Origin of the sequence: Pantoea rwandensis, assembly GCF_002095475.1 — a bacterium.
Classification (GTDB): Bacteria; Pseudomonadota; Gammaproteobacteria; order Enterobacterales; family Enterobacteriaceae; genus Pantoea; species Pantoea rwandensis.
This window is the reverse complement of the sequence record NZ_MLFR01000001.1, coordinates 70,974-84,615: the sequence shown is the minus strand read 5'-3', so window position 1 is coordinate 84,615 and position 13,642 is coordinate 70,974. Positions and strand designations below refer to the sequence as shown.

Sequence of the window (13,642 nt, the reverse complement as noted above, 5' to 3'; positions counted from 1 at the left end):
TTTGTCATCTGCCTCTTTCCATTCTGTTCGGTGGCCTTCGATAAACTTGTGGAAAATGACAACGCTCGTCGAGGCACCATGGCTTTTCAATCTAAACACTCCCTTCTGCTGATGGTCGGTTTGATCGTCGGCGGGAGCGGCTGGTATTTCTGGCCGAAGCAACAGGCCGATGCGGCCGTGAAACCCGCACACACTCCGGTGCTGGTGAGCACGGTCAGTGCCACAGTGAAACCGCTGCCGATTACACTGGCAACGCAAGGCCATGTGGTGCCGCTCAATCAGGTGGACATTCAAGCGCAACTCACCGGCACGGTGAAAAGCGTCGATTTCCATGAAGGGGATTTCGTTAAAGCCGGGCAGCGGTTATTTACGCTTGATGATGCCAGCCAGCAGGCCGCCTATGACCGGGCGGTCGCCGCTGCAGGGGAATCCAAAGCGCTGCTGGTGAAAGCGCAGAATGATCTGCAACGCGGCCGTCTGCTAAAAGCGAAAAACTATCTCTCTCTGTCTGACTGGGACACGCTGCAAAGTAACCTTCAGCAGTATCAGGCTCAGTTCAAGGCCGCACAGCAAGATGTGCAAACCGCACATGTCAACCTCGGCTATACGCGCATTACTGCGCCTGTCGGCGGCAAAACCGGGGCGCTGAATGTCCATCCCGGCAGCCTGGTTCAACCCGGCAGCACGTTGCCTCTGGTTTCACTCATCCAGTTCGATCCGATTGGTGTCGCATTTACCCTGCCTGAGAACGATTTGAAACCGGTACTGGCTGCCCAATCCCAAGGACCGGTGACCGTCTGGGTTGAGGATGCCAGCGGCAAGCCGACGCAAGGTACTCTCGACTTTATTGATAACAGCGTCAGTACCACCAGCGGCACCATTACGCTTAAAGCCCACTTCGATAACCATCAGCATCTGCTGTGGCCCGGCCTGTACCAAAACGTCAAAGTTGATGCGGGCGTCACGCCAGATGCCGTCGTCCTGCCACCGCAGGCAGTACAAAACGGGCCAGAGGGTCATTTCGTCTATGTGATTGATGCGCACAACCAGGCGCAAGCACAAACAGTCACGCTGCTGCGCGTGCAGCAGTCTCTGGCGGTGATAAATGGACTCACCCAAGGCACTAAAGTGGTCAATGAAGGGGCGAATAACTTGCGTCCCGGCATCAGGGTGCAGATTGCTAGCAACATTGATAAGGCGGTCATGCAGCCATGAGTTTCTCTGAACGTTGTTTGCAGCGGCCGATTGCCGTACTGCTGTTTTGGATTGCCATCATGGTGGCGGGTGCGGTGTGCTGGCAGCATTTGCCCGTCGCTGCCCTGCCCACTTTTGATACGCCAACCATTAAAGTGAACGCCTCACTGTCAGGTGCCAGCCCGGAAACCATGGCTTCCTCAGTGGCCACACCGCTGGAAAAGAATCTGGCGACCATTCCGGGTGTGGCGACCATGACATCGACCAACCTCGAAGGCGCCACCACCATCGTGCTGGAGTTTGATCCCTCGGTGAACATCGATTCAGCCTCGGTAGATGTGCAGGCTGCGCTGTATCAGTCACTGAAAAAACTGCCCTCGCAGATGACAACCCCGCCAACTTTCCGCAAGGTCAATCCAGCGGATGCGCCAATTGCGCAGATCAGTCTGGATTCACCCTCCATGACGCTCTCGGATCTTAACCGTTACTCGGACGATCTGATCTCGCCATCACTGTCGATGATCAAGGGCGTAGCGGAAGTCACGGTCATTGGTCAGAAGCGCTATGCAGTGCGCGTGGAAGTTGATCCTGCCAAACTCGCCGCCACCAACATGACGCTGGAAGAGTTGCACACTGCGCTGAAGGCGGCCAACGACAATTCCCCGGTGGGTGAGTTGGATGGCAAAAGGCAGATGATGATGTTGCAAACCAGCGGTGACCTGCGTAATGCCAGTGACTTCAGCCAAGTGGTAGTGGCAACGCGCAATGGCCAACCGGTCAGGCTTTCAGACATTGCCAGCGTGCAGGACAGCATTGAAAACACACTGAGCCATAGTGCGGTGAACAATCACACCGCCATCGTGCTGAGCGTGACGCGCCAGCCGGGTGCCAATCTGGTGGCGACTCTCGACACCATCAAGCAGCTGTTACCGAAATTGCAGCAGCAGATGCCTGCTTCGGTTCACATGCAGCTGCTCAATGACCGTTCGATCTCGGTGCGCAACGCCATTCACGACGTCAATCTCACCCTGCTGCTGACCATTGCGCTGGTGATTATGGTGATCCTGCTGTTCCTGCGTCACGTGCGCGCCACGGTGATCCCCGCGTTAAGCGTACCGATTTCGCTGCTGGGATCCTTTGGCCTGATGTACGCCTTTGGCTTGAGTCTCGATAACATTTCCTTGATGGGTTTGACCATCGCCGTCGGGCTGGTGGTGGATGATGCCATTGTGGTGCTGGAAAATATCATGCGCTACATCGAACAGGGTGAAGATCCCAAACACGCGGCGTTAAAAGGCGTCAGAGAAGTCGGCTTCACGGTGATCTCCATCTCACTGTCGCTGGTAGCGGTGTTTATCCCCATCTTCTTTATGCCTGGCACCATGGGGCTGCTCTTCCATGAGTTTGCCTGGGTGGTGTCACTGGCGATTCTGGTTTCCGCTGCCGCCTCACTCACCATCATCCCGCTGCTGGTACCCATGTTAATGCGCCATGATGCCGATCACGCAAAACCAGAACCGGCGTGGAGCCGTCTGTTTGAACGCGGGTTTGAGACGCTGCGTCAGCACTATGCGCGCGGATTAAATTGGGCGGTAGATCATCGTGCCGTGACGCTTTCGGTCGCCGTGTTGACCGTCGCGTTGACGGCCTGGTTGTATATCAGTGCACCGAAAGGGTTCTTCCCACAAGAGGATATCGGCCAGGTCACGGCGAACATCGATACGCCGCAGGATATGTCCTACGACGCGCGTAAACAAGTGGCCTTCCAGCTGGGCAACACGTTGTTAAATGACAGTGCGGTAGAGACGTTGGTGACGAAAGTGGATCACGACACGACTCAGCTCAACATTACGTTAAAGGACGCCACCCAGCGCCAGGCGATGGCGCAAGTGTTGCAACAGATGCGCGCCGAAACCCACTACTTACCTGGTATTCAGGTGTTCTTCAGCCCGGTGCAAAACTTTAAAGTGGGTGGCCGTGCGGCCAAAAGTACCTATCAGTACACGTTGCAATCGGTGAGCAGCAGCAATGGCTTGAGTCTCAACGACTACACTAATCAACTGATGGCCGAGATGAACAAGAGCGGCGTGTTTGTCGGGGTGAACAGCGATGCCCAGTTGAATGGCCTACAAGCGCAACTCACCATTGACCGCAATAAAGCCTCGTTGCTGGGTGTCGATCTCGACCAGATCCGCAGCAATTTGTACGCCGCCTTCGGCACATTGCAGGCTTCCACCATCTACGCACCGGAAGACAGCTATGAGGTGATCATGGAAGTGCAGCAGCCTTTCCGTCAGAACGAGAGCGATCTGTCACAAATCTATGTTCGCTCTGCTTCGGGCGATCTGTTGCCGCTGTCGACCTTCACGCATATCAGCCGCGTACAGGGTGTGACCGCCGTGAACCATCAGGGACAGTTACCGGCCATCACTATTTCATTTGACCTGGCACCCGGAAAGTCGCTGTCCGATGCGACACAAGCCATTAGCCAGGCAGAGAGTGCTATCAACCTTCCCGCCACGGTATTTGGTAATTACGCCGGACAAGCTGCGCTGTACCAGCAGTCGCAGAGCAGCCAGGTGTGGTTGATTGTGCTGGCACTGGCGGTGATCTATGTGATTCTCGGTATGCTGTATGAGAGCTGGATCCATCCAATCACTATTCTGCTGGGCCTGCCATCCGCTGCCGTGGGCGCGCTGCTGTCGTTGCGGCTCATGGGTTTGGATCTCACCTTTATCGCCATGATTGGTATTTTGTTGCTGATCGGCATTGTGAAGAAGAACGCCATCATGATGATCGATTTTGCGCTATCCGCGCAGCGTGAACAGGGGTTAAGTGCTCATGACGCCATTATTCAAGCCTGCCTGCAGCGTTTCCGCCCGATCATGATGACCACCCTGTGCGCCATTATGGGGGCGCTGCCGATTGCCTGCGGCTGGGGTGCCGGTGCCGAGTTACGCCAGCCGATGGGTGTCGCCGTGGTCGGTGGTCTGGTGTTTTCACAATTCATTACCCTGTTTATCACCCCGGTGCTCTATTTGCTGTTTGATCGCACTGGTGCACGTTTGGATGCGCTGACCCACGCGACGGAGGAAGCATGAGATTGTTATTAGTGGAAGACCAGCAGATGGCGGCGGACTACATCGCCAAAGGGCTGCGCGAAAATGACTTTGTGGTGGATGTGGCCGCCAACGGCATTGACGGGCTGCACCTGCTGCTGACACATGTTTACGACCTGGCAATCCTCGATGTAATGTTGCCGGGTATCAACGGCTGGAAGCTGCTGGAGATGGCGCGGCAAGCCGATCGCGCCACCCCCGTGATGTTTCTCACTGCTCGCGATGATATTGAAGATCGCGTTAAAGGGCTGGAGTTGGGCGCGGAAGATTACCTGATCAAGCCATTCTCTTTCAGCGAACTGCTGGCACGCGCGCGGGTGATTCTGCGCCGTCAGACGCCCAGTGCGGTGTTAAGCAGTGATGAATCCCAGTTGCAGATTGGCGGACTGGTGCTGGACTTTGTGAAGCGCAAAGTCTCACGTGAAGGCAACCGCATCGAGCTGACGCAGAAAGAGTTTCTGCTATTGAGCCTGTTGATGCGCCGCAATGGCGAAGTATTGTCGCGCACGGTGATCGCCGAGCAGGTGTGGGACATGAATTTCGATCCTGAAACCAACGTGATTGATGTCGCTATCCGCCGTCTGCGCGGCAAAATTGATGATAATTACAGCGTCAAACTGCTGCACACCATTCGAGGTGCAGGTTATGTTTTGGAAGAGAAAGAGCATGCTGATACCCCGTAATGTCCCGATTACCGTTCGCCTGACGCTGTTTTTTTCACTGGCAATGGCCATCGTGTTGTATAGCGTTTCTGGCTTGCTTTATCAGACCCTGCGCGACCAACTCAACAGTAAAGATGTCAATGAGTTGCGCAGTACGCTGCAGTTTCAAAAAGAGATAGCCAGCACCATCAGTGAACGTCAGGGACCGCAAGAGCAGTGGCAAAAGGAGTTGTTTGAGTTTATTGCTGAGCAAGATCGGCTGTCGCTGCGGATCATCAGCCCGGACGGGAAAGTCTGGTCTCAGTCAAAAAATATGCGCGTGCCGCAATCTGCCTACCCTTCCCCGACCAAAGATTTTAACTACCAGAGCTGGAAGCATCATGACGGTGAACAGCACGAGAAATATCTGATTACCGCCACCACTTTCCCTCTCAAGGATAAAGAACTGTGGTTGGTGCAAGCCGCACTCAACGTCTCACGCAATAATGAAATCATCGAAAATTACTGGGCACGCATGCAGATTGCTGCTGCCTTGGCGATCCTGCTATTTGCCGCCTGCGGCTATGGTCTGGCACGTCGCGGCCTGCGTCCGCTGCGGGTGATCAGCCGCCAGATTGAAACCATCAACGTGGAAGAGTTGCACACGCGTTTGGCCACCGAGCGCTGGCCGTCGGAATTGGTGGTGTTGGCCTCGTCATTCGACAGCATGCTCACGCGACTGGAAGCGTCTTTTGCCCAACTCACGCGCTTCTCTTCTGACCTCGCTCATGAGCTGCGCGCACCGATCAATAATTTGATTTCAGCGGCCAGCGTGACCCTGAATCAACCACGCAGCGCAGCAGAGTATCAGGATACGTTAGAGGCGATAGTGGAAGAAGGTGAACGCTTGTCGCGCACCGTCTCTTCCATGCTATTTTTGGCCCGCGCCGATAATAGCCGCGAGCCGTTGAAAAAAGATCTGCTGCATAGCGCCAATGAATTCCGTCGTTTAATTGGTTTTTACGACATTCTGGCTGAGGAGAAAAACATCACGCTGATACAAGCCGGCGATGAGTCATTCTCTGCCGATCCGCTGCATTTTCAGCGTGCCATCTCTAACCTGCTGTCGAATGCACTGCATTACACGCCCGCAGGCGGTGAGATCATTCTGCGCGCTGTACGCGAACCTCACTGGCTGCACTTTAGCGTGCAGGATAATGGCGAGGGTATCGAGCCCGAACACATTCCCCATCTGTTTGAACGTTTTTATCGTGCCGATCCTTCACGCACCAGCGCAGAAAATACCGGATTAGGATTGGCGATTGTGAAGACCATCGCGGAGTTGCACGGCGGTAAAGTGGCGGTCATCAGCACGCCAGGCAAGGGCAGCACCTTTACCTTCTCGATACCGCAATAAACCCGCCTGTCAGAATTGTCATCTTCAGGTTTGAGTGTGGTCACCACCACCGTGAGAAAATAACACTATCAACACAACAGTTGTTATTAACCACGAGGTGACCACCATGAAACAGAAATTATTGATGATACTTGTAGCTGCATTTTCCCTGTTAGCCGTCACTCAGGTTGAAGCCAATATCGGCGTGGAACGCACCGCCAACACCTGGCTATTAACCCCCGCCAGTTGGCATCCCGGCACACCGAATAAATTGTACGAGAATTATCCTTTCGATCTAGGCGAACAGAATATTAATATGGGGGATGAGGATCAATATCACCACGTAAATAACGACAGTAACCTACATCCCCTGACCGATAAATCTGTCCACTCACCGGTTTATCAGCAGCAATAAGATAGTCAATTCGCTGGCGAATGCATGCCAGCTTAGGTCCTTTTTGAATGAGGCCGCTATTTTCTAAAATGGCGGCCTTTTTATATATATGAACATGTTGGTGCGGGCCACAGCACCTCTGCTGCTGCCGGGCCGTCCTCGCGCCGCTTCGCGGTGCCTTCGGCTGCAACGCCGTGCCGGCCGGACCGTTCGGGTACAGCCATCCAGGCCTACCCGAACTGCCTGTCGCATCCCTGCGACTGGCTCATGGCACAACGTCTCCGCCTCAGCGCTGCGAATAGCCCTTGCAGCATCAGAGGCGCTGTGGCCTTAAACTACGTGCCCTTTGCAGAAGCAAGGGCGATGTGGCCTCCGACACAGTGCGCTTTGTGGCAGTAAAAGCCCTAAAGCCCTCACCATCGCGCCCTCTCCAACAGCGTAAACAGAAGTTAGCAAGCAGGCTGGGGCCGCTCTGGGGCTGGCATTTCGCAGCGCTGAACGGAATGAGGAGGCCAGGAGAGCCAGCATGGATGCTGGCGAAAGGTGCAGCCGGGACAGGGAAAGTCCCGTCTGCGCCGGTCCGTCAGGCTGACGAGTGAAGTGAAGGTACCGCGTCAGCGGCGCGAGGACAGCCAGCCCCAGAGCGGCACCAGACTGCGTTATCACCACATGTTTATTTAGCACCGTTTAGACAACCGCTGACCGCAACCACCACCACACAGCCGGCAGACTTAGATACAGCGCTATCATAATCGACGTAAACAGATCCCCCGGCCAGTGCATACCCAGCGCCAGACGACTGATGATCACGCCATAAGCCCACAACATCACCAGCCCAGCCAACAGCCACTTACCCCGCGCCATCAGCAGCGCCACCGCCATTAATGCCCAAGTGGCAGCAAAAATCGTGTGCCCGGAAGGAAAGGCAGGATCGACCTGCTGTAGCCAGTGCTGCTTCTGCCAATTCGGAATCTGGGTGTTATTTGCCAACCGCTGGGTAACCAGCTGCTGCCGCTGGGCAGGATCATCTTGGTAAAAGTGGCGATCAATCTCACTGTCAGTTTGACTCAGCCACACCACATAGGGGCGTGGCTCATGGTTGGTCTTTTTGATTTCGCTCACCGCCACTTGCCCTACTATCACCGGCAACAACATCACCAAAGAAAATTTAACCCAATCTCCCCGGCGAATATTCAACGTATAAATCAAAACAAACAACATTAACGCAGACGTGATAAAGCCAAAAGGTTTACTCACGGTCTGCGTCAGCAAATAAAACCACCATAACAGCGCGGATTGATCGTTGGCATTCCAGCTCCAGTGAATTCCCCAGGCAAATAACGGAATAGCAAACAACAATGCACAACAGATGATCAGCGCAATATAAGGGCTGCGTAAAAATCGCATTGGTTTAGTCATCCATCAATTAATGTTTTGCGCGCGTGAATTTTAAATAACCGAATAAATAATCATTCAAATTACAGAGTTTATTAAACAGCGGTGTGAATAGCGGTTCCGTTTTATTAACAGCGAATGCACACCCCAGTGCCACCAGCACCGAACCCAACATATCGCCGGGGAAATGCACCCCCATATAGATTCGCCCCCAGGCAATAAATCCGCTCATCACCAGCAGCACGGCACCTGATATCAGCCGTTGGCTAAATAACAAGCTCATCGTAATCGCACAGGCCAGCGTCATATGATCGCTGGGGAAAGAAGCGTCGGCGACATGGGAAATAAAGGTGTGGCCAATCGGCACCATAAACGGTCGTGGATGAGGGAAGAAATCCCCAATGATCACGTTGAGGGTTAACGCGATCAGCGACGTCAGTAAAGCGGATAATGCCACCTGTTGCTTATCCCGGTTAAAACTGAACCAATAAACCAGCAATGCCAACGGATATATCAATATCAGCCACGTTGCGCAGACATTGCCAAAACTCAGCATTGCCGTCGATGCATGTGCCGGCGCGTTCAGCAGCAGGAATACCGTGTCGTTAATATTTTCCGCGTTTTCAGATGTCAGAAACATCGCTATCTCCTTGTAATCAATTAAGCCAGTGGCAGGGAAACGCTTACCTTTAAACCCGAGGGGAAGCGCGTGGTGGCCGATAGCGCCACCTCACCCTGCATACGAACCAGCATGGCGTGGACAATCGACAGACCTAAGCCTGAGCCGTTGGCGTCATTGCCTTCCATGCGATAAAAAGCGTCAAAAACCCGATGGTGCTTATCGGCTGGAACACCGGGACCGGAATCTTCGATGGTGATCAACACCTGACGGGGATGCTGTTCGATAGCGATATCGATGCATCCGCCCTCCGGCGTGTATTGGATGGCGTTGTGCAACAGGTTGCGCAGCGCGGTATAGAGATCAGAGGGGCGAACCATCACCACCGCATCTCTGATGCTGAGCACCCCCAGATCCTGGGCTTTGTGCTCAGCTAACGGATGCAGATCGGCGATCACCTGCTTCACCACCGCAAACACTGGTGTACGCTCCACGGGTGGCAGCACTCCCGCTTCCCCACTTTGAGCGCGGCTCAGCGTCAGCAACTGTTCCACCAGCCAACTGGCGCGTTCCATACCCGCACGCAAATTACTTAGCCGATGCTGGCTCTCCGGCGGCAGTTCGCTACTTGCCAGCCGCTCGGATTGCAGCATCAGCGCCGTCAGTGGTGAGCGAAGTTCGTGGGCAGCATCCGCAACAAAACGCCGTTGCTGCGTGATGGCATCGGAAGATCGTTGTAGCAGGCGATTGATCGCGGTGATAAAGGGTTGAATTTCACGCGGAATTGTCTCGCCATTCAGAGACATTGAGGCACTGTCGCATTGCTGATCGACCTCCGCCGCCAGTTGGCGGATTGGGCGGAAAATCTTCTTCACCAGGTCAGCAATCAGATACAGCAGTACCGGAAAAAGAATGCCAAACGGCACTAAGGTGCGCAGTGCAGAAGAGAGCGCGACGCTTTCCTGCACCGAAGCACGTTGCGCCACCGCGATGCGCACACCACCAGCCATGTTTTCTATTAGCACGCGATAGCGTTGTTGATTGACTTTCAGCGTGTGAAAACCCACTTCCAACTGCGCGGGCAGTGCAAAATCAGCGACGGGCGCAGCAGCAGGCATGATGAAGTGCACCACAATGCGCGAGCCCTCCTCATCCTGCAGCGGCGGGCTGATGAAACTGCTATTACCGGGCGTCAGCATGCCATCCTTCGCCAGACTGGCGATTTGTTGCAGCGAGGAATCCTGCAACTCATGCGCTTCATCCCATGCAGAGAGAAAACCCAACACCCCGCTGAGTAAAGCGATGCTACCGACGGCGACACACAAAACCAGCGACAGACGTAACTGTACTGATTCACTCAAGCGTTTTTTGAGACTTTCCATCCCACGCCCCGCACATTCTGAATCGCATCGCTACCGAGCTTTTTTCGCAGTGAATGAATGAAGTATTCAATGGCGTTGCTCTCAACCTCTTCGCCCCAGCCGTAGATTTTGCTTTCTAACTCGCTGCGCGAAAAAATCTGACCGGGCTGGGCGATCAACGCCTGCAACAACGCATACTCACGAGCAGACAGAGTGTGGGTTTGGTCGCGCTGAAGATGACATACCTGACGGGTCGCCGGATTGAGCGTCAAAAGACCATTGCTCATCAGCGGAGCAGCATTCCCCGCTTTCCGTCGCATCACCGCACGCGCGCGTGCCAGTAATTCACTCATGGCAAATGGCTTGAGCACATAATCGTCGGCACCCGCATCCAAGCCATTCAAACGATCTTCCAGTGCATCACGTGCGGTAACGATCAGCAACGGCACCTGATTTCCCTGTTGACGCAGTTGTTTCAGCACCGCCAGCCCATCACGTCGCGGTAATCCGAGATCAAGTAACACCAGATCGTAGGGGTGAGTGTTCAGGCTGAGCAGCGCCTGTTCTCCATCGCGCACCCAATCCGCGGCATAGGCGGCATCTTTCAACGCCGCGTAAACTGCATCACCGATCATACGGTCGTCTTCCACCAGCAGGACTCTCATGGCTCTTCCTGCTGTGCCGGACGCAAGATAGCAGTCAGCACAGGCAGCAGTGAGACGCCAATGATACTGAGCGCCAGCCACTCACGGTGATCGCGGACCCAAGCTAAATCTCCCAAGAAGTAGCCCAACGCGATAAAACTGCTGCACCAAGCTAAAGCGCCAGCGAAATTCCACAGTAAAAACGCAGATCGAGGCATGGCAGACAGGCCAGCAATAAACGGGGCTAAGGTGCGTACAATGGGTACAAATCGACCGATAAATACCGTGGCAGAACCATATTTTTGAAAAAACGTCTCCGTCTTTGCGCGATGCTGCGACTTTAACCATTGGCGCCGTAAAATAAAGCGCCCTACCGATCCTTTGCCAATATGGTAATTCAGCGTGTCACCGACAAAAGCGGCAGCGGTTAACAGTGCAATGACCATGACAGGTGACAATGACGTTGCAGGGAGAAAGGCCCCCAAGGTAAACAACAACGAATCTCCCGGTAAAAACGGTACAATCACCAGTCCGGTTTCACACAAAATAATCACTGCCACGATCGCCACCACCCATAAAGGATCGGCATTCACCAGCGCAATTAAATGACTGCCAGAGAAAAAGTCCATCAGATGCTGAAGCATATTATTATTCCTGATCGGATTAGCGTTTGGATAACTGACGTGACGAGTGGCTATAGAGCGTTGACGCACCGATTAATATCGCCATGGCGAGCAGGAAAATAATATTCACAGGCGTAGTGCCATAGCCTAATCCTCCCTCTTTAATCGGCTGCGAAAATAGATCGGCCAGGGATGCCCCTAATGGACGCGTCAGCACGTATACCGTCCAGAAGCTGGCCACGCTGCTGAGTTTGCCGATTCGCCACAGCACAGCACTCGAGGCAATGAATACAGCGAACAGAAGCGTTGTCGTTAAGTAGCCAAGCGACATTTTTTCTGCCAGCGCATCACCTAATGCAGTACCAAAGGCGAAGGTCAGCATAATCGCGAGCCAGTAGTAGAGTTCGCGACCTAGCGTATTAATTGAGGAAAATTCCAGCGTGCCTTCCGTCCGATGCCAAAACATCAGCACCATGACTAAGCCTGATCCAAACATCACCACCGAATACAGCAACGGCACCTGCAGCTGATCGGTCAAATAATCTGTTAAGAGCGTCCCGGTAATGCTCACCATTAAGACAGTAAGCCAATATAACCATGGGATATAGCGCGGTGCGCGCAGCTGAAATAGCAGTACAACCAGATACAGCATGGCAGAAACAAGCGAAGTGCCCGTAAGCCCAAGACCTAAGCCGAAGTTAACCCAATCTGCCCCCGTTTCACCGACCGTGGTGGACATCATTTTGAGTACCCAAAACAACAATCCAGCCTGAGGTACTTTGGTTTTCAATTCTGTAAAGGTATCAGTCATGTTCGGTATCCCCGTCAACATATTGCGCCTATGATGGCGGGGTAAACTTAAATCTCCCTTAAAAAGGAAAAATAGTTTTCTTTTTTACTGACCTAAAATAAATCTAGTCCCTTTCGTTCTTAATGTTTAATTAAGAAAAGTGTGAACCGTTTCCTTTAAATCAGGCAAATATATACCGCATTTAATCTGAAATAGTTTTTCGCCGAAATGAATAACCAAACTGAGTTCACAAAAGCTGGAAAAACCTTCAGCAGCGGATTGCATCGGAGTCGCAATGGGTTACTGTTAAATTCTTGTAACAAATGTAACCAAAAGGATCTGTATGAAAACCTCTCTGCGTTTTTTAACAACCTCTGTACTGGCAGGACTCTCCTTCTCTGCACTCGCGGCTGCGCCTGCTGGTTATCCCGCCGACTATCAGAAAGTCATTGATGCGGCGACCAAAGAGGGCAAAGTGGTGGTGTATTCGACCACCGATACCAAAGCAGCAGGTCCGCTTATCAAAGGCTTTGAGTCGCTCTATCCTGGCATTAAAGTCGAATATAACGACATGAACAGCACCGAACTCTATAACCGCTATATCAGTGAACAGGCTTCAGGCAGCGGTAGCGGTGATGTGGTATGGAGCTCGTCAATGGATACCGCGCTGAAACTGGCCACCGAGTATGCGGCGGAATACACCTCGCCTGAGCAGAGCAAGATTCCGAAATGGGCGGTATGGCAAAACAAAGCCTATGGCACCACCTATGAGCCGGTGGTGTTCATTTATAACAATAAATTAATCCCGAAAGGTGAAGCGCCCGACTCCCACACGGCGCTGGCGAAAATGATTTCCGCTAACCCGGATAAATTCAAAAATAAAGTCACTACCTACGATATCGAAAAATCGGGTCTTGGATTTATGCTTACCGTTGAGGACAGCAAAGTTGATCCGCAATACAAGCAAAACCTTGCGGGCATGGCCAAAGGCGGCCTGACCGTGCAGTCATCCACCGGCACCATGATGGAGCGCGTGTCCTCGGGTGAAAACCTGATTGGCTTCAATATTCTGGGGTCCTACGCTGAAGCCCGTGCCAAAAACGATCCGGCATTAGGCATTGCTTATCCGAAAGATTACATCTTGGTGTTATCACGCGTCTCGTTTATTACGGAAGACGCCGAGCACGAGAATGCCGCCAAGTTGTGGCTTGATTACGTGTTATCAGAAAAAGGACAAAATATCCTGGCGAACCAGGCCGACATTCCATCATTGCGCAATGATATCGAAGGTAAAAATGATATCGATGGCATGACCAAAATGCTGGGCAATGCACTGAAACCTATTCCCGTTGATGAATCACTGCTGGAGTATCTGGAGCCGGCGAAGCGTCTGGAATTTATTAAGCAGTGGCGAGCGGCTGCCGGTAAATAACCGTTCCTGCATTATGCGCCATTCGTTAAACGGT

12 protein-coding genes are annotated in these 13,642 nt (G+C 53.1%); 6 read left to right on the top strand and 6 right to left on the bottom strand.

Annotated elements, in window-relative coordinates; translation table 11 throughout:
• The first annotated feature begins 78 nt into the window (after positions 1-78).
• The 5 genes from HA51_RS00415 (at position 79) to HA51_RS00395 (ending at position 6,765) form a co-directional block, all read left to right on the top strand.
• A complete protein-coding gene (locus HA51_RS00415; RefSeq protein ID WP_084931152.1) occupies positions 79-1,215 on the top strand; it encodes an efflux RND transporter periplasmic adaptor subunit in 1,137 nt (378 codons plus the stop codon).
• Positions 1,212-4,295 carry an efflux RND transporter permease subunit gene (locus tag HA51_RS00410; protein ID WP_084931151.1) on the top strand — a complete coding sequence of 1,028 codons (3,084 nt, stop codon included), beginning with the start codon at positions 1,212-1,214 and terminating at the stop codon, positions 4,293-4,295. The genes HA51_RS00415 and HA51_RS00410 overlap by 4 nt, the downstream gene beginning before the upstream one ends.
• Entirely contained in the window at positions 4,292-4,996 is a 705-nt protein-coding gene (locus HA51_RS00405) for a heavy metal response regulator transcription factor (RefSeq protein ID WP_084931150.1), read from the top strand. Before HA51_RS00410 ends, HA51_RS00405 begins: the two co-directional genes overlap by 4 nt.
• A complete protein-coding gene (locus HA51_RS00400) occupies positions 4,980-6,371 on the top strand; it encodes a heavy metal sensor histidine kinase (protein WP_084931149.1) in 1,392 nt (463 codons plus the stop codon). The genes HA51_RS00405 and HA51_RS00400 overlap by 17 nt, the downstream gene beginning before the upstream one ends.
• A gap of 106 nt (positions 6,372-6,477) precedes the next feature.
• Positions 6,478-6,765 (top strand): hypothetical protein, encoded by a 288-nt coding sequence (locus HA51_RS00395; protein ID WP_084931148.1) that lies wholly within the window; start codon positions 6,478-6,480, stop codon positions 6,763-6,765.
• Between the two features lie 666 nt (positions 6,766-7,431).
• On the opposite strand, the gene HA51_RS00385 is transcribed toward HA51_RS00395, so the two are convergent.
• The 6 genes from HA51_RS00385 to HA51_RS00360 are packed head-to-tail and all read right to left on the bottom strand — an operon-like array spanning position 7,432 to position 12,197.
• Positions 7,432-8,151 carry a phosphatase PAP2 family protein gene (locus HA51_RS00385; RefSeq protein WP_158087343.1) on the bottom strand — a complete coding sequence of 240 codons (720 nt, stop codon included), beginning with the start codon at positions 8,149-8,151 and terminating at the stop codon, positions 7,432-7,434.
• 19 nt (positions 8,152-8,170) lie between these two features.
• On the bottom strand, positions 8,171-8,779 hold the full coding sequence (locus HA51_RS00380) for an undecaprenyl-diphosphatase (RefSeq protein ID WP_084931146.1): 609 nt from the start codon (positions 8,777-8,779) through the stop codon (positions 8,171-8,173).
• A gap of 20 nt (positions 8,780-8,799) precedes the next feature.
• Positions 8,800-10,140: an ATP-binding protein gene (locus HA51_RS00375; protein WP_084931145.1), complete on the bottom strand. Its 1,341-nt coding sequence runs from the start codon at positions 10,138-10,140 to the stop codon at positions 8,800-8,802.
• Positions 10,116-10,784 carry a response regulator gene (locus HA51_RS00370; RefSeq protein WP_084931144.1) on the bottom strand — a complete coding sequence of 223 codons (669 nt, stop codon included), beginning with the start codon at positions 10,782-10,784 and terminating at the stop codon, positions 10,116-10,118. Before HA51_RS00370 ends, HA51_RS00375 begins: the two co-directional genes overlap by 25 nt.
• Positions 10,781-11,407 carry a VTT domain-containing protein gene (locus HA51_RS00365; RefSeq protein ID WP_084931143.1) on the bottom strand — a complete coding sequence of 209 codons (627 nt, stop codon included), beginning with the start codon at positions 11,405-11,407 and terminating at the stop codon, positions 10,781-10,783. The genes HA51_RS00370 and HA51_RS00365 overlap by 4 nt, the downstream gene beginning before the upstream one ends.
• Positions 11,408-11,426: 19 nt before the next feature.
• Positions 11,427-12,197, bottom strand: coding sequence for a COG4705 family protein (locus HA51_RS00360; RefSeq protein WP_084931142.1), 771 nt, complete (start codon positions 12,195-12,197; stop codon positions 11,427-11,429).
• A gap of 322 nt (positions 12,198-12,519) precedes the next feature.
• On the opposite strand from HA51_RS00360, the gene HA51_RS00355 reads away from it, so the two are divergent.
• Complete coding sequence (locus HA51_RS00355) at positions 12,520-13,608, top strand: ABC transporter substrate-binding protein (RefSeq protein ID WP_084931141.1); 1,089 nt, start codon at positions 12,520-12,522, stop codon at positions 13,606-13,608.
• Positions 13,609-13,642: the final 34 nt, after the last annotated feature.

Bases quoted from the DNA above. Each gene is read 5' to 3' on its own strand.
- HA51_RS00375 (WP_084931145.1), bottom strand. From the start codon at position 10,140: ATGGAAAGTCTCAAAAAACGCTTGAGTGAATCAGTACAGTTACGTCTG.
- HA51_RS00380 (WP_084931146.1), bottom strand. From the start codon at position 8,779: ATGTTTCTGACATCTGAAAACGCGGAAAATATTAACGACACGGTATTC.
- HA51_RS00415 (WP_084931152.1), top strand. From the start codon at position 79: ATGGCTTTTCAATCTAAACACTCCCTTCTGCTGATGGTCGGTTTGATC.
- HA51_RS00360 (WP_084931142.1), bottom strand. From the start codon at position 12,197: ATGACTGATACCTTTACAGAATTGAAAACCAAAGTACCTCAGGCTGGA.
- HA51_RS00365 (WP_084931143.1), bottom strand. From the start codon at position 11,407: ATGCTTCAGCATCTGATGGACTTTTTCTCTGGCAGTCATTTAATTGCG.
- HA51_RS00385 (WP_158087343.1), bottom strand. From the start codon at position 8,151: ATGCGATTTTTACGCAGCCCTTATATTGCGCTGATCATCTGTTGTGCA.
- HA51_RS00370 (WP_084931144.1), bottom strand. From the start codon at position 10,784: ATGAGAGTCCTGCTGGTGGAAGACGACCGTATGATCGGTGATGCAGTT.
- HA51_RS00355 (WP_084931141.1), top strand. From the start codon at position 12,520: ATGAAAACCTCTCTGCGTTTTTTAACAACCTCTGTACTGGCAGGACTC.
- HA51_RS00410 (WP_084931151.1), top strand. From the start codon at position 1,212: ATGAGTTTCTCTGAACGTTGTTTGCAGCGGCCGATTGCCGTACTGCTG.
- HA51_RS00400 (WP_084931149.1), top strand. From the start codon at position 4,980: ATGCTGATACCCCGTAATGTCCCGATTACCGTTCGCCTGACGCTGTTT.
- HA51_RS00405 (WP_084931150.1), top strand. From the start codon at position 4,292: ATGAGATTGTTATTAGTGGAAGACCAGCAGATGGCGGCGGACTACATC.
- HA51_RS00395 (WP_084931148.1), top strand. From the start codon at position 6,478: ATGAAACAGAAATTATTGATGATACTTGTAGCTGCATTTTCCCTGTTA.